The organism is Rugamonas violacea (assembly GCF_016461825.1).
Classification (GTDB): domain Bacteria; phylum Pseudomonadota; class Gammaproteobacteria; order Burkholderiales; family Burkholderiaceae_D; genus Rugamonas.
In genome coordinates, this window is the sequence record NZ_JAEMNU010000074.1 from 70,533 (window position 1) to 87,697 (window position 17,165).

19 protein-coding genes are annotated in these 17,165 nt (G+C 68.3%); 11 read left to right on the forward strand and 8 right to left on the reverse strand.

Annotated features, from left to right (window positions below; translation table 11 throughout):
- Window positions 1-63: 63 nt before the first annotated feature.
- The 5 genes from H7U20_RS14325 to H7U20_RS14345 all read left to right on the forward strand — a co-directional run bounded on the left by H7U20_RS14325 (window position 64) and on the right by H7U20_RS14345 (window position 6,175).
- Entirely contained in the window at window positions 64-1,200 is a 1,137-nt protein-coding gene (locus tag H7U20_RS14325) for an NAD(P)/FAD-dependent oxidoreductase (RefSeq protein WP_199759826.1), read from the forward strand.
- Window positions 1,193-1,465 (forward strand): (2Fe-2S)-binding protein, encoded by a 273-nt coding sequence (locus tag H7U20_RS14330; RefSeq protein WP_199759827.1) that lies wholly within the window; start codon window positions 1,193-1,195, stop codon window positions 1,463-1,465. The genes H7U20_RS14325 and H7U20_RS14330 overlap by 8 nt, the downstream gene beginning before the upstream one ends.
- Window positions 1,462-2,793, forward strand: coding sequence for an NAD(P)/FAD-dependent oxidoreductase (locus H7U20_RS14335; RefSeq protein WP_199759828.1), 1,332 nt, complete (start codon window positions 1,462-1,464; stop codon window positions 2,791-2,793). Before H7U20_RS14330 ends, H7U20_RS14335 begins: the two co-directional genes overlap by 4 nt.
- A gap of 28 nt (window positions 2,794-2,821) precedes the next feature.
- Window positions 2,822-3,733, forward strand: coding sequence for a dihydrodipicolinate synthase family protein (locus H7U20_RS14340; RefSeq protein ID WP_199759829.1), 912 nt, complete (start codon window positions 2,822-2,824; stop codon window positions 3,731-3,733).
- A 318-nt stretch (window positions 3,734-4,051) separates the two neighbouring features.
- A complete protein-coding gene (locus H7U20_RS14345; protein ID WP_199759830.1) occupies window positions 4,052-6,175 on the forward strand; it encodes a TonB-dependent receptor in 2,124 nt (707 codons plus the stop codon).
- A gap of 205 nt (window positions 6,176-6,380) precedes the next feature.
- Here H7U20_RS14345 and H7U20_RS14350 read toward each other — a convergent pair whose 3' ends face one another.
- The 3 genes from H7U20_RS14350 to H7U20_RS14360 all read right to left on the reverse strand — a co-directional run bounded on the left by H7U20_RS14350 (window position 6,381) and on the right by H7U20_RS14360 (window position 9,383).
- Entirely contained in the window at window positions 6,381-7,685 is a 1,305-nt protein-coding gene (locus H7U20_RS14350) for an MFS transporter (RefSeq protein WP_199759831.1), read from the reverse strand.
- A 388-nt stretch (window positions 7,686-8,073) separates the two neighbouring features.
- Window positions 8,074-8,400, reverse strand: coding sequence for a thioredoxin family protein (locus H7U20_RS14355; RefSeq protein ID WP_199759832.1), 327 nt, complete (start codon window positions 8,398-8,400; stop codon window positions 8,074-8,076).
- 80 nt (window positions 8,401-8,480) lie between these two features.
- A complete protein-coding gene (locus H7U20_RS14360; RefSeq protein ID WP_233410759.1) occupies window positions 8,481-9,383 on the reverse strand; it encodes a ChaN family lipoprotein in 903 nt (300 codons plus the stop codon).
- 36 nt (window positions 9,384-9,419) lie between these two features.
- On the opposite strand from H7U20_RS14360, the gene H7U20_RS14365 reads away from it, so the two are divergent.
- A complete protein-coding gene (locus H7U20_RS14365; RefSeq protein WP_199759833.1) occupies window positions 9,420-9,599 on the forward strand; it encodes a hypothetical protein in 180 nt (59 codons plus the stop codon).
- Window positions 9,600-9,751: 152 nt separating this feature from the next.
- Complete coding sequence (locus H7U20_RS30780) at window positions 9,752-10,081, forward strand: PEP-CTERM sorting domain-containing protein (protein WP_199759834.1); 330 nt, start codon at window positions 9,752-9,754, stop codon at window positions 10,079-10,081.
- Window positions 10,082-10,147: 66 nt separating this feature from the next.
- Here the strand turns inward: H7U20_RS30780 and H7U20_RS14375 are convergent, their stop codons facing one another.
- The 3 genes from H7U20_RS14375 to H7U20_RS14385 form a co-directional block, all read right to left on the reverse strand.
- On the reverse strand, window positions 10,148-10,318 hold the full coding sequence (locus tag H7U20_RS14375) for a hypothetical protein (RefSeq protein ID WP_199759835.1): 171 nt from the start codon (window positions 10,316-10,318) through the stop codon (window positions 10,148-10,150).
- Between the two features lie 131 nt (window positions 10,319-10,449).
- Window positions 10,450-11,064, reverse strand: a complete 615-nt coding sequence (gene gstA, locus H7U20_RS14380) for a glutathione transferase GstA (RefSeq protein WP_199759836.1) — start codon at window positions 11,062-11,064, stop codon at window positions 10,450-10,452.
- Between the two features lie 79 nt (window positions 11,065-11,143).
- Window positions 11,144-12,733: a sensor histidine kinase gene (locus H7U20_RS14385; RefSeq protein ID WP_199759837.1), complete on the reverse strand. Its 1,590-nt coding sequence runs from the start codon at window positions 12,731-12,733 to the stop codon at window positions 11,144-11,146.
- Between the two features lie 221 nt (window positions 12,734-12,954).
- Here H7U20_RS14385 and H7U20_RS14390 point away from each other — a divergent pair, with 221 nt between their 5' ends.
- On the forward strand, window positions 12,955-13,296 hold the full coding sequence (locus H7U20_RS14390; RefSeq protein WP_199759838.1) for a hypothetical protein: 342 nt from the start codon (window positions 12,955-12,957) through the stop codon (window positions 13,294-13,296).
- Window positions 13,293-14,153: an HDOD domain-containing protein gene (locus H7U20_RS14395; protein ID WP_199759839.1), complete on the forward strand. Its 861-nt coding sequence runs from the start codon at window positions 13,293-13,295 to the stop codon at window positions 14,151-14,153. The genes H7U20_RS14390 and H7U20_RS14395 overlap by 4 nt, the downstream gene beginning before the upstream one ends.
- Before the next feature lie 32 nt (window positions 14,154-14,185).
- Here H7U20_RS14395 and H7U20_RS14400 read toward each other — a convergent pair whose 3' ends face one another.
- A complete protein-coding gene (locus H7U20_RS14400) occupies window positions 14,186-14,521 on the reverse strand; it encodes a hypothetical protein (protein ID WP_199759840.1) in 336 nt (111 codons plus the stop codon).
- A 496-nt stretch (window positions 14,522-15,017) separates the two neighbouring features.
- Window positions 15,018-15,311, reverse strand: coding sequence for a hypothetical protein (locus H7U20_RS14405; protein WP_199759841.1), 294 nt, complete (start codon window positions 15,309-15,311; stop codon window positions 15,018-15,020).
- Window positions 15,312-15,577: 266 nt separating this feature from the next.
- Here H7U20_RS14405 and H7U20_RS14410 point away from each other — a divergent pair, with 266 nt between their 5' ends.
- Both H7U20_RS14410 and ybeY read left to right on the forward strand, forming a co-directional pair.
- A complete protein-coding gene (locus tag H7U20_RS14410) occupies window positions 15,578-16,624 on the forward strand; it encodes a PhoH family protein (RefSeq protein WP_199759842.1) in 1,047 nt (348 codons plus the stop codon).
- Window positions 16,608-17,081 (forward strand): rRNA maturation RNase YbeY, encoded by a 474-nt coding sequence (gene ybeY, locus H7U20_RS14415; RefSeq protein ID WP_199759843.1) that lies wholly within the window; start codon window positions 16,608-16,610, stop codon window positions 17,079-17,081. Before H7U20_RS14410 ends, ybeY begins: the two co-directional genes overlap by 17 nt.
- Window positions 17,082-17,165 lie beyond the last annotated feature (84 nt).

The following is a 17,165-nucleotide window of genomic DNA, read 5'->3' on the forward strand; positions in this document are numbered from 1 at the left end:
GTTCCATTTCCACCGGCCGCGTGGGGGAGTCCGCGCCACCGGTCTTGTATGCCGGAACCCGGCATGACGCCGGACGTCATCGTGGTCGGCGCCGGCATCGTCGGCGCCGCCTGCGCCGACGCGCTGAGCATGCGCGGCCTGCGCGTCACGCTGATCGAGCAGGACGGCGTGGGCGGCGGCGCCACGGCGGCCGGCATGGGCCATCTGGTGGTGATGGACGACAGCGCGGCCGAACTGGCCCTGTCGGCCTATTCGATCCGGCTGTGGAACCAGCTGGTCGAGGCGGCGCCGTTGCGCCATGAGTACAGCCGCTGCGGCACCCTTTGGATCGCCGCCGACGAGGAGGAGATGGCCGCCGCCGGCGCCAAGGCGGAGACGCTGGCCGGCCACGGCCTGGCCTGCGAACTGCTCGGCGCCGAAGCGCTGTATGCATGCGAACCGCAGCTGCGCGCCGGCTTGGCCGGCGGCCTGCTGGTGAGCGGCGACGCGCTGGTGTATCCGCCCAAGAGCGCCCGCATCCTGCTCGACAAGGCGCTGGCCCGTGGCACCACCCTGCTCAACGGCGAAGTGGTCGCCATCGAGGACCACGGCGTGCTGCTGGCCGACGGCAGCCGTCTGCAGGCGGCCCATGTGGTGCTGGCCGCCGGCTCGCGCTCCAGCGTCCTGCTGCCGCAACTGCCGATCCAGCCGAAGAAGGGCCATGTCGCCATCACCGACCGTTACCCCGGCTTCATCCGCCATCAACTGGTCGAGCTGGGCTACATCAAGAGCGCGCACGCCGCCAGCGGCGACTCGGTGGCCTTCAATCTACAGCCACGCCCGACCGGACAAATCCTGATCGGCTCGTCGCGCCAGTTCGGCACCGACAACCTGGCCGTCGACCCGGCGATGATGACGCGCATGCTGGCCCACGCCACCAGCTTCACGCCGGCGCTGGGCAAAATGAATCTGCTGCGCTGCTGGACCGGCCTGCGCGCCGCCAGTCCGGACGGCTTGCCGCTGATCGGTCCCAGCGCGCTGCGTCACGGCCTGTGGCTGGCCACCGGCCACGAGGGCCTGGGCATCACCACCTCGCTGGCCACGGCCCAGCTGCTGGCCGCGCAGATCTGCGGCGAGCCATCGGCCATTCCCTTCCAGCCCTATCTGCCGCAGCGCTTCGAGCGGCATGGTTCGACCGGCATGGCGGCCGGCCATGCATAGCCCCAGCGCCAGCATCAGCCTGCGCATCGACGGACGCGAGGTCAGCGTCGCCGCCGGCACCAGCGTGGCCGCCGCCATCGCCATGACGGGCAGCCCGGTGACACGCCGCTCGGTCGGCGGCATGCCGCGCGCGCCCTTGTGCGGCATGGGCGTCTGCCACGAGTGCCGCGTCAGCATCGACGGCCTGGCGCACCAACTGGCCTGCCAGACGCCTTGCGCGTCCGGTATGCACGTATTGACTGCACAATCGCCGGAGGCGCAATGAGCGGCGCCGCGACGCACCCCGCAACGCACACGGCGGGCGGCGCCGCGAACCGCGCCATCGACGTGCTGGTGGTCGGCGCCGGTCCGGCCGGCCTGGCCGCCGCCCACGCCGCCGAGTCCAACGGCGCGCAGGTGGTCGTGGTCGACGACAATCCGCAAGCCGGCGGCCAGATCTGGCGCGGCGGCCCGCAGCATCAGCCGGACCCGCGCGCGCGCCGGTTGTGGGACGCGCTGCGCGCCAGCCCCAAGGTCAGCTTCCTGCACCAGGCGCGCGTGCTGTACGCGCCGGCGCCGGGCCGGCTGCTGGTGCAAACGCCGCACGGCGCGGAAACGCTGGCCTACCAAAAACTGATCCTCGCCACCGGCGCGCGCGAGCGGCTGCTGCCCTTCCCCGGCTGGACCCTGCCCGGCGTGACCGGCGCCGGCGGCCTGCAGGCGTTGGCCAAGGGCGGCTATCCGCTGGCCGGAAAACGCGTGCTGGTGGCCGGCTCCGGCCCGCTGCTGCTGGCGGTGGCCGCCACGCTGCGCGAACGCGGCGCGCAAGTGGTCGCCATCGTCGAGCAAGCCGCCCTGCCCCGGCTGGCCCGCTTCGCCCTCGGCCTGCCGGCCACACCGTCCAAATTGCAGCAGGCATGGCAGTTGATGCGCCGCCTGCGTGGCGTGCCCTACCGGCACAACAGCTATGTGCGCTCGGTGGCCAGCCTGCTGGACGACGAACAGGCCGGCTTGACGCAGCCACCGGCCCTGCGCGTCAGCGTGCAGCGTGGCGGCGCCAGCGAGACGCTGGACTGCGACTACCTGGCCTGCGGCTACGGCCTGCTGCCCAATCTGGAGCTGGCGCTGGCGCTCGGCTGCGCCAGCGCCGCCGGCGCGGTGCGCGTCGACCAGTGGCAGCACAGCTCCGTGGCCGGCGTCTATTGCGCCGGCGAGGGCACCGGCGTCGGCGGCGTCGACCTGGCGCTGGCCGAGGGCCGCATCGCCGGCCTGGCCGCCGCCGAGCGGCCCGACCAGGCGCGCGACCACTTCGCCGAACGGGCGCGCTGGCAGGCCTTCGCCGGCCGCCTGGCGCGCACCTTTGTCCTACGCCCCGAATTAAGCGCACTGGCAGACGACGACACCATCGTCTGCCGCTGCGAAGACGTTTGCCATGGCGAGCTGCGGCAGCACAACAGCTGGCGCAGCGCCAAGCTACACAGCCGATGCGGCATGGGTCCCTGCCAGGGCCGCATCTGCGGCGGCGCCACCGAGCTGCTATACGGCTGGCGCCCCGACTCCGTGCGTTTGCCGATTTCACCGGCGCGCATCGACAGCATCACCACCGCTTCATAACCGAAGTTATAACAACCAGGAGAACAGCATGGCCGCAGCAAAATGGGAAGGGGTCTTCCCCGCAGTCACCACCAAGTTCAAATCGAACGAGGATCTCGACCACGACGCCATGGAGCGCCACTTCGCCTTCCAGATCGACAGCGGCGTGCACGCCCTGCTCACCTGCGGCTCGCTCGGCGAGGCCAGCACCTTGTCCTTCGACGAGAAGCTGGCGGTCACCCAGACCGCGCTGCGCGTCGCCGCCGGCCGCGTGCCGGTGCTGGTCAACGTCAGCGAGACGCGCACGCTGAACGCCTGCCGCTTCGTCGAAAAGGCGCACGAGATGGGCGTGCAGGGCCTGATGGTGATGCCGTCCGTGCTGTACGCGGCCGACGCCCGCGAGGCCAAGGAGAATCTGCGCACCATCGCCGACGCGGCGCGCCTGCCGATCATGGTGTATAACAATCCGGTCACCTACAAGGTCGACCTGACGCCGGAGGACTTCCAGGACCTGGCCGACTGCGAGTGGATCGTCGCCATCAAGGAGTCGAGCGACAACGTGCGCCGCATCACCGACCTGCGCAACGCCGTCGGCCATCGCTACCAGCTGTTCATGGGCGTCGACGACCTGTCCTTCGAGGGTCTGGCGGTGGGCGCCGACGGCCTGCTGGCCGGCCTGGTGGTGGCCTTCCCCAAGGAGACCGTGGCGCTGTACAAGCTGATGAAGGCCAAGCGCTGGGACGAGGCGCTCAAGCTGTACCAGTGGTTCATGCCGCTGATGCACCTCGACGTGTCGACCAAGCTGGTGCAGAACCTGAAGCTGGTCGAGACCCTGGCCGGCGTCGGCAACGAGAACGTGCGCCGGCCGCGCCAGCCGCTGCAAGGCGCCGAGCGCGAGCGCGTCAGCGCCATCGTCAACCAGGCACTGGCCACCCGGCCCGACCTGAGCCGCCTGTTCTAGTTTTTTAGTTTTCGCGGGCCGGCCATCCGCCGGCCCAAGCCCGAGCGCACGCCTTCCGCCACCCCGTCGGCGGCGCGCTCCGGGCCGGCGGAGCCGCCTTATCCGGCGCTCCCGCCGCCTCCCCGCCGCCTCTCCCCCGCCACCGCCCGGCGACCGCAAATCCACCGAATCCATAATAAATATCAATAAACAAGTCACTTAGCCTTGTGCAACGTCAACAGTCCAGCCATAATTTGAATAGTAATGATTCTCATTTAAGCAAGCAAAGCGTGTCAGCACGTGGTAGCCAGCGACTCCCATTTTTGACTAGGACTGTTCATGGCACTCAACAAGACCCCGCTCGCGCTGCTCGTCGCGCTGGCCGTTCAATCGCTCTCCACCACCGCCCAGGCGGCCGACGCCGGCCCGGCGCCCGCCGCCGGCGCCGAACAAACCATGACGGTGGTGACCGTCAGCGGCAGCCAGGACAGCGGCTACAACGCCGGCAGCGCCGGCAGCGCCACCAAGACCGAGGCGCCGCTGCGCGACATTCCGCAGACCGTCAACGTGGTGCCGAAGGAGCTGCTGCGCGACCAGGCGGCGCGCTCGATGCAGGACGTGCTCAAGGCCGTGCCGGGCGTCGGCCTGTCGACCGGCGACGGCCAGCGCGACCAGGTGACCATCCGTGGCTTCTCGGCCATCGCCGACCAGTTCGTCGACGGCATGCGCGACGATTCGATGTACTTCCGCGACCTGTCCAACATCGAGCAGATTGAAGTGGTCAAGGGACCGGCCTCGGTGCTGTTCGGGCGCGGCTCGTCGGGCGGCTTGATCAACCGGGTCAGCAAAAAACCCGGCATCGATCTCAGCGAAGTGAGCATCCAAGCCGGAAGCAACCAGCAGAAACGCGCCGAGTTCGACCTGGCGCGCAGGCTGCCGGAGCAAGCCATGGCGCTGCGCGTCACCGGCGCCGTCGAGGATTCGGGCAGCTACCGCGACCAGCAGTTCCTCCAACGCGAGACGCTGGCGCCATCGCTGCAGTTCAAGCTGGGTGCCGCCACCACGCTGCTGCTGCAGGCCGAGTACCTGCACGACAAGCGCCTGACCGACTTCGGCGTGCCGTCCTACCAGGGCCGCGTGGTCGACGTGGCGCCGGGCACCTACTACGGCGCCGCCAACGCCAAGGACAACGACTACAACGAATCCCGTGTGCACGCGCTGGGCTTCACCTTGGAGCACCGCCTCAACCAGGACTGGTCGCTGCGCAACGCCTTCCGCCACTACGACTACTCGCTCGACCGCAACAACACCCTGGTGGGCTCGGTCAACGAGGCGGCCAAGACCGTCTCGCTCACCCGCGGCAACATCAAGCGCGACGAGAGCGGTTACTTCAACCAGACCGAGTTGACGCAGAAGACCACGCTGGCCGGCATGCCCCACCAGTTGCTGTACGGCCTGGAGCTCGGCCAGCAGACCAAGGACATCCTGAACCGCTCGCAGGCCAACGTCGCCACCGTGTCGCTGTTCAACCCGGTCAATCCGGTGGTGCCGTTCACCGCCGGCGGCGCACCGGCCAGCGACAACCGCGGCATCTTCAAGGTCGCCGCCGTCTACGTGCAGGATCTGGTCAGCTTGAGCAATCAATGGAAGGCGCTGGCCGGCCTGCGCTACGACCGCTTCGAACAGCAGACCGAGGACCACCGCGCCGGCCAGCCCAACCTGGGCCGCACCGACCGCAGCTGGAGTCCGCGCGCCGGCCTGGTCTACCAACCCAGCGCCACGCAGTCCTACTACGCCTCGTTCAGCCGCTCCTTCCAGCCCTCGGGCGAGAACGCGGCGCTGGCCGCCAACAACGCCGAGCTCGATCCGGAAATCACCAAGAACAACGAGGTCGGCGCCAAGCTCGATCTGTTCGGCGGCAAGGCCACGGCCGGCGTCTCGCTGTTCCGCCTCGAACGCAGCAACATGAAGGTGACCGACGCGGTCACCAACAAGCTGGTGCAGATGGGCAGCCAGCGCACCGACGGCCTGGAGCTGACCCTCAGCGGCAACCTGGGCGACGGCTGGCAAACCTGGGCCGGCTACGCCCTGCTCGACGCCAGCATGATCGCCTCGGTGGCCAAGGACGACGGCCAACTGGTGCAGGGCAAGCGGCCGACACTCACGCCGCGCCACAGCGCCAACCTGTGGCTCAGCAAGGCGCTGGGCCAGGGCTTCGGCGTCGGCGCCGGCGTCAATTATGTCGGCGACCGCTTCGCCAATCCGGGCAACACGGTGACGCTGCCAAGCTTCGTCACCGCCGACGCGATGGCCTACTACCGCAGCGGCAAGGTCGAGCTGCAGCTCAACGCGCAGAACCTGTTCGACCGCGAGTACATCGTCGCCGGCCACGGCAGCAGCAAAAATCTGAACCTGCCGGGCGCACCGCGCTCGCTGCAACTGACGGCGCGCTACCGCTTCTAAGCCAGCCAGCCCCGCGACGCGGGCGCAAAAAAACCGGCCCTCGCGAGGGCCGGTTTTTTATTCGCTGGACAGCGTTAAGCCAACAGCGCTTGCCAAACCACCCAAAGGCAGAGAGCCAGGGTCAGACCCCACGGGGTCTGACCCTAGGTGTACGCCGTTGGGTCTTCTTGGCTTCCAAGGTGCTCTGGCGGCCGGCCGTCCCACCTCAACCCCAGTCGTGCTCCTTCGGTTTCCCGGTCATGACCAGCGCGGCCAGGCTGAGCAGCGCGGCGGCGGACAGGTAGTAGCCGACATACTGCAGGCCGTGGTTGGTCGCCAGCCAGGTGGCGATGTAGGGTGCCAGCGAGGCGCCGAGGATGCCGGCCAGGTTGAAGGTCAACGAGGCGCCGGTGTAGCGCACCTCGGCCGGGAACAGCTCGGACAGCATGGTGCCGAGCGGGCCGTAGGTCATGCCCATCAGGCCCAGGCCGAGCGACATGAACAGCGTCACCTCCCAGGCGCTGCCGGAGCCGAACATCGGCGCCAGCACCAGGCCGAACAGGGCGATCGCCGCCGACACCGCGATCAAGGTCTGGCGCCGGCCGTGGCGGTCGGCCAGCACGGCGGCGAGCGGAATGGTCAGGCCGAAGAACAGCACCGAGAACAGCTGCAAAATCAGGAAGTCCTTGCGCGAGAAGCCCAGCGCGGTGGTGCCCCAGCTCAGCGCGAACACCGTCATCAGGTAGAACAGCACGAAGGTGGCCATGGCGATCAGGGTGCCCAGCACCAGCACACGGCCGTGCTCGCGGAACACCGCCACCACCGGGATCTTGACGCGCTCGTTCTTGTCGAGCACCTGCTGGAAGGCCGGCGTTTCGGTGATCTTCAGGCGCACGTACAGGCCCACCAGCACCAGCAGCGCGCTGGCCAGGAAGGGGATGCGCCAGCCGTAGCTGAAGAATTCGGCGTCGCTCAGGGTCTGGCTGAGCAGCAGGAAGATGCCGCCGGAGAGGAAGAAGCCGATCGGCGCGCCCAGTTGCGGGAACATGCCGTACCAGGCGCGCTTGCCGGGCGGCGCGTTCTCGGTGGCCAGCAGCACGGCGCCGCCCCACTCGCCGCCCAGCCCCAGGCCTTGGCCGAAGCGGCACAGCGCCAGCAGCAGCGGCGCGGTGGTGCCGATCGCCGCGTAGGTCGGCAGCAGGCCGATCGCCACCGTCGACAGGCCCATCGTCAGCAGCGCCGCCACCAGCGTGGCCTTGCGGCCGACCCGGTCGCCGAAGTGGCCGAACACGGCCGAGCCGACCGGACGGGCGAAGAAGGCGATGGCGAAGGTGGCCAGCGATTGCAGCGTGGCGGCGGCGGCGTCACCGGCCGGGAAGAACAGCTTGGGGAACACCAGCACGGCGGCGGTGGCGTAGATGTAGAAGTCGAAGAATTCGATGGTGGTGCCGATCAGGCTGGCGAACAGCACGGTGGCCGGCGAATTGGTCTTGGCGGCCGGAGGAGGCGGCACCGGATGGGGCAAGGACATAAATAGCGCTCCTAGTTGGCGTGGGTGCGGTGGACAGTGTGGCTGGATCGAATGGGCGAGACGGCGCCGGCGCGCGGCGGCGGCGCAGGATAAATGCGGCGCGGCGGCGCGGCGGCGGATGCCGCTCGCGGCGGCAGGACGGTGGCAAACGGGCGCAGGGGTGGTCGGCCGGTTTGCCGCGCGGGCCGCTGTCGGGCGCGCGCTGGCGGGGCGCCGGCGGTATGTGTCGGGGCGCGCTGTCCTGCTGGAACGCTGCATGATACGCGGCGCCGGCGGCAACTGCCAAGCGCCGCGAGGGGGCCTGCGTAATACTACGCACACTACGCAGGCGGCCACGCAGGCTTGCGCAGCTGCTTGCGCGGGCCTCCGCAGGCGGCCGAGCGGGTGGCTACGCCGGCGTATCGATGCGGCCGAAGGCGGCGGCGATCGGTTCGCTTTCCAGCGGCCGCACCAGGCGCGCCAGCTCGACGCCGTCGCGCAGGAAGATCAGCGTCGGCCACAGCTTGACGCGGAAAGTGCGGCCCAGCGCGCGGCCCGGCCCGTCCTCGACCTTGATATGGCGCACGCCGCCGTGGCCGGCGTAGGCCTCGGCCAACGGCGCCTGCGTGGCGCGGCAGTGGCCGCACCAGTTGGCGCCGAACTCCAGCAGCACTGGGCCGGCCAGGGCGTCGATCTCGGCGCGCTCCGGCGCGCCGGCTTGGTAAGTGGTTTCCATCGTGCTCTCCGCGTGGTGGCGCCGCGCTCCGCACGCGCGACGACGGCGCGGCGGGGCGGTGGCGAAAACTGTATGGTCTACTACTTCGGCTTGACAGCGGCGCACGGATCGGGCCGCCCCTGCGGCGCCAGCGCGTGGCTGGCGTCGTAGCGGCCGGCCGCTTCCCGGCCGCCGTCCTTGCCTTCGACGAAACCTTCGCTGCGCAGCGTCAGCTTGGGTTCGATGCGGTCGAGCCAATAGGGCACGCCGACGTCCTTGCGCACGTGGCCGTTGCCGGCGATGAGGACGACGTCGCGCGGGCGCTGGGCGCGGATCAGCTTGGCCATCCAGATGTCGCGCGCCACCTGGGCGTCGACCATGCCGCCGACCATCGCCTCGGGCAGCATATTGCAGTGGCCGGCGACGATCTCCTCCTGCTGCGCGGCGCGCAGCGCGGCCGGCAGCGGCTCGCCCAGGCGGTACTCGGCCACCACCTGCGGATTGAAGGACGAGGCGACGCCGTCGCGCACCACGCGCGAGGCGTCGGCGCGCGACAGGTTGACCGCCACCAGCGGCAGTTGGTACTGCAGCGCCAGCTCGATCAACGGACGGTACTGCTGCCAGTCCCAGCGCGGCCCGCCGATCACGCGGATCACGCAGTCGGCGTCCAGGCAGCCGGCCTGCGCCTTGCTCAACAGCTCCTGCCGCTCGCGGTCGAACTGCTCCATGGCGATGGCCGGCCGCCAGCCCGCCTCGACGCGCTGGCGCAGCAGCTCGTAGCGCTGGCGGTGGCCTTGGGCGTTGTCGTGCACCTCGCCGAGCAGCAGCACCTGCGGCGGCGCGGCCGTGGTGGCGGCCGGCGCGGCGGCCGTTTTGGCGGCGCCGGCGCCAGCCGATTTGAACACGCCGCAAGCGCTCGTGGCCAGCAGCAGGGCCAGCGCGGCGGCCAGCATGCCGGCCCGGACGGGGACGGCGCGGCGGCCGGTGGAATTCGGTGTAATCATGGTTCTGCTTCTTCCGCAATATGCATCCCGGAGTGGATGCGCAAACGCCTGCGCAGTATGCCACGCGCCAAATTTATCGCGCAAGCGATGACTCGCCGCCTGCCGCTGCCGGCCCGCCAGCCGGCCGGCCGAAGATCGCTGGAACAGGTGGAAAACGGCGGAAAAACCGGCTTGGACGGCGCGGGAAAGTCCGAACAGAGTGTTGCTCGTTGGTAAAAATAGATTTCCATATGCAAATACAGATATCAATTTTGAATCGAATATGCTCTAATGGCGTTGTGGAATCAGTTTGAGTTTTATCAAAGTAAGTCGCGTGATGGTCGCATGGGCCGGCAGTGCGCAGTGCCCTAACACCGGAAAGAAGACATATGTTCAAACTCTCTAGCAGCCTCATCACCGCCGCGCTATTGCTCGACTTGACGGCTGCCGCCCAGGCCGCCCCCGCCGGCGCCGTGCCATCCTTCGACAACAATGCCTGTGCCCTCGCCGCGCCGACCGACGCCTGCGGCATCGCCGCCACCGCGTCGGCCGCCTTGACGGACGAGGAATTGGGCGCCGCGCCGACCGAAGCGACGCGCTACGACGAGGCGGCGGCGCCGGTGCCGGAGCCGGGCACCCTGTTGATGCTGCTGCTCGGCCTGGTCGTGCTCGGCCTCAAGGGCGGGCGCCGCGGGGCCTACGAGAAATTCATCGACTAAACGTCGTCGTCAATAAAAAATCCCGCTACATCAGCGGGATTTTTTTTGCGCGGTCGGCACCCGCCGCTACAAGCCACACACGCCATGCACGTTGCTCAGCGCGATGCCGTGCGACAGGGCGCGGAAGATGCAGCCGAGCTTGTCCATGCCATGGTCGGCCGTGGCCACGGCGCCGACAAACAGGGCCAGCAACACAGCGCTCAATATCAGAATGCCCTTGATCAAATCTTTGTTCATGCTTAGCCATGGGCGAAAGTCGACAGGCCGCCATTCTAGCCCGCCACGGTGGCGTCAGGCAATCGGCGCCAGGCTGTAGTCGAAGTCGTAATAATGCTTGCCGCCCTCGGTGCGGCTCCGCATCGCGCCGCTCAGTCCGCCGGGATCAAGCCTTCCTCGCGCATCGCCTGCTGCACCGCCGGCCGTGCCGCGACGCGCGCTTGGAAGGCGGCCAGCGCCGGCCACGGGCTAAGGTCGACCTTGACCATGCCGGCCCAGTTGAGCACGGTGAACAGGTAGGCGTCGGCGACGCTGAACTGCTTGCCCATCAGATACTCGTTGCCGGCCAGCACCTCGCCGACGTGGGCCAGGCGGCGCGCCAGGTTGGCGCGGGCGTAATCCTTCAGCGCGTCGGCGGCGCCGGGGTCGAACAGCGGGCTGAAGTTCTTGTGCAGCTCGGTGCCGATGAAGTTCAGCCAGGCGGCCAGCTGGTAGCGCCCCAGGCTGCCGGCCGGCGGCGCCAGTTGCTTGTGCGGCGCCAGGTCGGCCAGGTATTGCACGATGGCCGGCCCCTCGGTCAGCACCAGGCCGCCGTCGAGCTGCAGCGCCGGCACGTAGCCCTGCGGCTGGATGGCGTAGAAATCGGCGCCGCTGGCGGTGCGCTTGCTGCGCAGGTCGACCCGCTCGGCGTCGAAAGCCAGACCGGCCTCGAGCAGCACGATATGTGGTGACAGGGAACAAGCGCCCGGACTGAAGTACAGTTTCATACACTCTCCTATATAAGTGGAACTGATTTTTATGAACCAAATATAAGCCGGCCTAATGCGGCCGGCGCGGTCGCGTGGTTCAGGCCGTGACCTTGCCGTCGGCCGTGGCGACGGTGCCGTGGCCGGCCTCGACCGGCGTGACGATGGGAATGCGCAGCGTGAAACTGGCGCCCTGGCCGGGCTTGCTGCTCACCGCGATGGTGCCGGCGAACTGCTTGACGATCAGGTTGAACACGATGTTGAGCCCCAACCCGGTGCCGCCCTGGCCGCGGCGGGTGGTGACGAAGGGGTCGAACACCTTGTCGAGCATGTCGGCCGCGATGCCCCGGCCGTTGTCGACCACCTGCATCTCGATCCAGTCGCCGTCGCGCTTGACGTTGATGCCGATGCGGCCCTCGGCCTCGGCGGCGAAGGCGTGCTCGACGCAGTTCAGCGTCAAGTTGGTGATCACCTGGGCCAGCGCGCCGGGGTAGCTGTCGAGCACGATGTCGGCCGGGCACTCGATGGCCACGACGATGCGCGTCTTCTTCAGCTTCGGCTGCAGGCTCGACACCACCTCGCCGATGTAGTCGCGCAACTCGAAACGGCGGCGCGCCTCGCTGACCTGGTCGACGGCGATCTGCTTGAAGCTGTGGATCAGGTGGGCGGCGCGGTAGGCGTTGTTCATGATCAGGCGGGCGCTCTCGCTGGCCGTCTCCAGGTAGCGCAGGATGTCGGACTTCTTGATGTTGCCGTCGGCCACGTTCTGGTGCACCTTTTCGGTCGCCTCCATCAGCACCGAGGCGCTGGTCAGGGCGATGCCGACCGGCGTGTTGATCTCGTGGGCGACGCCGGCCACCAGGCCGCCCAGCGAGGCCAGCCGCTCGGCCTGCAGCAGCGACTCCTGGGTGCGCTGCAGGTCGTCCATCGCCCGCGCCGTCGCCTGCGCCGACTTGCGCGCCTCGTCCTCGGCCTCGCGGATGCGGGCGATGATCGACTTCACCTTGCGCTGGATGGCGTTGAAGCCGCGGATCACCTCGCCGAGCTCGTCGCGCCGGTTGTCGGCCAGCTCCTCGACCTCGTCGCTGCCGCGCGTGGCCAGGTCGAACAGGCCGTCGCGCAATTGTTTCAACGGGTCGAACACGATGCGCAGGCTGAGCGCCAGCGCCGCCACCAGGATCAAGTCGAGCAACAGCACCTCGATGACCTTGCGCCGCACCTCGGCCGCCAAGGTGGCGTCGATCTGGGCGCGGCTGAAGTTGACCACCACGCGGCCGACGATCACCGGCTTCAGGGCGGCGCCGGCGGCGCCCGAGTCGCGGTAGGCCAGGTCGGCCACCACCGGCGAGCCGGGCACGGGGGAGTCGGTGTCGATGCTGGCGACGCCGCCGTTGTCGCGCCGCAGCTTGCCGGAAAACAGGCCGACCGAGGTGTCGTAGACGCGGATCGCCACCAGCTCGGGCGGCAACATCTCGGCGGCGACGATGTTGTCGACCTTGGCCTTGTCCAGGTCCCACAGCGCCGACGGCAGGCTGGTCTGCAGGCGCGTCAACACACCCTGGCGCAGGCGCTGGTTGCTGACCTCCAACTCGTGGCCGAGGCTGTATTGGGCGTAGGTGCCGGAAATGGCCAGCACCACCGTGACGATCAGCACGAACAACAATGTCAGCCGACCTTGGATTCCAAACATCTACCGCTCCCCCCTCGCCCGCGCGGGACAACCGCTGTTTTCGATGGCAACGCCCCAATGTACGGGAAGCCCCGCGACTTGGCAAGAAGTTGCAAGCCCGGCACGGCCACGCCGCGGGCCGGTAGCTGACGCAGCACAACATTGCGCCGGGCCAATGCAGGAGGCGGCAGACGTGGCAGGCTGGCAATGGTAAGATCGGACAAAGCGATCAGGGAGGATGTATGACCACCAACTACCAGCAGTTGCCGCTGGCGCAAGTGCTGCCGGGCATGAGCTTGTCGGACGAGCTGCTCGACCTGCAGGGCCACGTCCTGCTGCCGCAGGGCACGGTGCTGAGCGAGGCGATGATCGCCCTGATGCCGCGCCACGGCATCGCCGTGCTGCCGATCGCCCTGCAGCCCGTCTCGGTCGAAGAGGCGGCCGCCGAGCGCCAGCAACAGCTCGAACGCATCGCCCACCTGTTCCGCCGCAACGACCCGGAGGTCGACAAGGACTGGGCCACCACCCTGCTGCGCAGCCACGTCAGCCATTTCCGCGCCGGCCCGGCGGAGGACGCGGCATGAGCATCGATCCCGCCTTGCAGGCGTTGAGCTACGACGACGTCGTCAAGAATCTGGAGGACTTGCCGTCGCTGCCGGCGGTGGTGATGGAGCTGCTCAACAGCATCGACCAGGAGGACGTCGACATCTCGGTGTTGGCCAAGAAGGTGTCGAACGACCAGGCGCTGACGGCCAAGACGCTGCGCCTGGCCAACTCCTCGCTGTACGGCCTGCAGATCAAGGTCACCACCATCCAGCAGGCGATCACCTACCTGGGTTTCCAGACCACGCGCAACCTGATCACGGCGGCGGCCGTCACCGGCTGCTTCGCCGAGGGCCATTGCCGCGGCTTCGACCACCGCGCTTTCTGGCGCCACTCGATCGCCACCGCCGCCTGCGCCAAGGTGCTGGCGCGGCAGATGCGTTTCAACCAGGACTACGCCTTCACCGCCGGCCTGCTGCACGACATCGGCCGGCTGGTGCTGGTGGCCAGCTTCCCCGATCGCTACGAGCAGGTGCTGGCCCACCGCGCCGAACACGATTGCTTCCTGCTCGACGCCGAACGGGCCGTGCTGGGCATCGACCACGTCGATGCCGGCATGGCGCTGGCCGAGCACTGGAACTTCTCCGACACGATGCGGCTGGCCATCGGCGGCCACCACGACCCGGAAAAACCGGGCGCCGGCTTCCTCGCCGCCATCATCCACGTGGCCGACGCCATCGTCCACGCGCTCGACCTGGCGCAGGCGCCCGACGGCCTGGTGCCGCCGGTCTCGCCGGTGGCCTGGAACGCGCTGGGACTCGACGAGTCGGTCTACCTGCAGCTGTTCCGCGAAACCGAGCTGCAGTACGAGGAGATCACCATGGCCCTGCTCTCCTGAGCAAGGCCGGCCGCGCGCCGCCACGGCGCACCTCAGTGGTGGGCGTAGTTGCCGCCGGCTTCCTTCTTGTCGCCACGGTCTTCCGCCTTGGGGCGGCCCTGGGCGTCGGACAGGCGATACTTGGTGCGCCGGTCGCCCATCAAATCGCGCAGGTCACGGATGCTCATACCGGTCACCTCGTGCATGCGGATCAGCAGCGAGGCGCCGACCGGCAGGCGATGGTGGCGGATCTTGCTAATCACCGGCGGTGCCACTTCCAGCAGGCGCGACAGGGCGGCGTCGTTTTTCAGCTGCATCTTGCCAAGCAGGATGTCGAGCAGATGGTTGGGGTTGTAGCTCTCTTGGGATGCAAGCGCGTGATGTGCCATGATATTCCTCGTCTGTGTTGGTGAATCAAATAATGCGGTTCCGAACTTAAGGGCGGCTTAGAGCGCCTCGCCAGGGGTGTTGCCTGTTTCCCCACCCGCGCCTGGCGCGCCGGCGGCGATTTGAGCCACTTTCGCCCTCCTTTTTAAATTGTAATTTACACAATATTCTATACCTAAATTGCTAGTTTCCCTCTTGTGCAGCGCCAGCAAAGATTGTGTAAGATCAATCATTAGCTGGAAAGCTTGACAACTTTGATGCCATTTCAACACATGGCGACCATGGGTGTCGCACGCAAGAACTTGTAGGAAATTGTTACAAGATTAAATGGCGCTCCGCTGGCGACCTCATCATTGGCCGGGGAACTGTGACATGACCCCGGCGGCGTCGGGCCGGCGGCGGCGCCAAGACTGCGGGATGGGGACGCGGCGACGCGCCGGCCGGATGTGCCCCGGCTGGCATCGCGCAAGGTGGAAAAAAGCGAGTCGGTAGAACGGCTCAGGCGGTGGTGTCGATATGCCGGCCCAGCGTGGCGCGCTCCTGCTGCGCCTCGACCTGCTGCTGCGCCAGCTCGATGCGGGCGCCGACCTGGCGCTGCTGCTCGGCCTTGGCGGCCTGCTGGCGCTCGGCCACCTTGGCCGCCGCCTCGGCCGCCTTATTGTCGCCGCGCGCCTGCTGGCCGCGCTCGGCCCGCTGGCCGTCCTCGGCGCGCCGCGCGCCGCGGTGCTGGGCGGTCTGCTGCAAATTGTTGGCCACCGTGGCGGCGGCGGAACCGGCGGGACGAAGCGACATGGCGGACTCCGACAGGGTGGATGGCACCGGACATTGCCGGCGGGCTACATCTTTACTGTAGAGCGCGCCGACCGGAATGCAAGCAAAAATCCGCGCCGGCCTGGATTGACTCGCCATCCGCCCCGGCAATTTACGTTACACTGGCGCCTATCCCGCCGGCGCGCCGCTCTGCCGCCTCCGGCCCTTGGCGGGCGCGCCTTGCGCCCCGTCCGGCGCGTCGCGGCCACGCCGCCGCCGCGCCCCTCACACACGAACGACACGCCCCATTGAAAACCAAGACCCCAGTCCAGCCGCACTACTTCATCCCCGAGCCGCTCGATAACGCGCGCCTGGCCCACCTGTGCGGCCCGCTCGACGAGAACCTGCGGCAGATCTCCGCCGCGCTCGACGTCACCATCTTCCGCCGTGGCGAAAAATTCATCGTCAGCGGCAGCAACGCCGAACGCGCCGTCGAAATCCTCGACCAGTTCTACCAGGTCGCCAACAAGGTGGTGCCGATCGAGGAGGTGCAACTGGCCCTGGTCGAGCAGCGCGCCGGCCTGTCGGCCGTCAGCGAGCACCACGCCCCGAGCGCCTTCGTCGAACCCGACATCGCCAGCCCGCAGTTGAAGACGCGCCGCACCGACCTGCGCGGCCGCACGCCGCACCAGATCAAATACCTGCGCCACATCCTCGAACACGACATCAGCTTCGGCGTCGGCCCGGCCGGCACCGGCAAGACCTACCTGGCGGTGGCCTGCGCCGTCGACGCCCTCGAACGCGACGCCGTCAAGCGCATCATCCTGACCCGCCCCGCCGTCGAAGCCGGCGAACGCCTCGGCTTCCTGCCCGGCGACCTGGCGCAGAAGGTCGATCCCTACCTGCGCCCGCTGTACGACGCGCTGTACGACCTGCTCGGCTTCGACCGCACGCAGAAGATGTTCGAGAAGCAGATCATCGAGGTCGCCCCGCTGGCCTACATGCGCGGCCGCACCCTGAACCACGCCTTCGTCATCCTCGACGAGGCGCAGAACACCACCGTCGAACAGATGAAGATGTTCCTGACCCGCATCGGCTTCGGCAGCAAGGCCGTGGTCACCGGCGACGTCACCCAGATCGACCTGCACAAGAGCCAGAAGAGCGGTCTGGTCGACGCCATCGCCGTGCTGCGCGAGGTGCGCGGCATCGCCTTCACCCAGTTCGGCAGCGAGGACGTGGTGCGCCACCCGCTGGTGGCGCGCATCGTCGACGCCTACGAGGCGGCGCAGGACGCCAACGCCGACATCACCCATTTGATCAAACCCAGCGCCGTCAAAAATGTCCGAAAAAAATAAACTCTCGCTGTCGGTGCAATACCCGGACAGCCGCCTGCAGGCCAGCATCACCCGCGCCAAACTGCGCCGCTGGGTCCAGGCGGCCCTGCTGGCGCCGGCCGAGCTGACCATCCGCTTCGTCGACGCCGCCGAGGGCCGGACCCTGAACCGCGACTACCGCGGCAAGGACTACGCCACCAACGTGCTGACCTTCGCCTACAACGAGGGCGAGCAGCTGGCCGACGACGCGCCGACCCAGGCCGACATCATCCTCTGCACCGACGTGCTCGAACGCGAAGCGGCCGAGCAGGGCAAGACGGTCGAGCAGCACACCGCCCACCTGATCGTCCACGGCGTGCTGCACGCCCAGGGCTACGACCACATGGACGACGCCGAAGCCACCGAGATGGAAGGCCTGGAGACCGAGATCCTGGCCGCCCTCGGCATCGCCGACCCCTACGCCGACGCGGCCGGCTAAGTCCGCCCCCGGCGGCGGGCGCGAGCATGTTGTTTTGACAAAATCCGTCCGCCCCGGCCATTTGGTGTATCCTATACCCCTTCG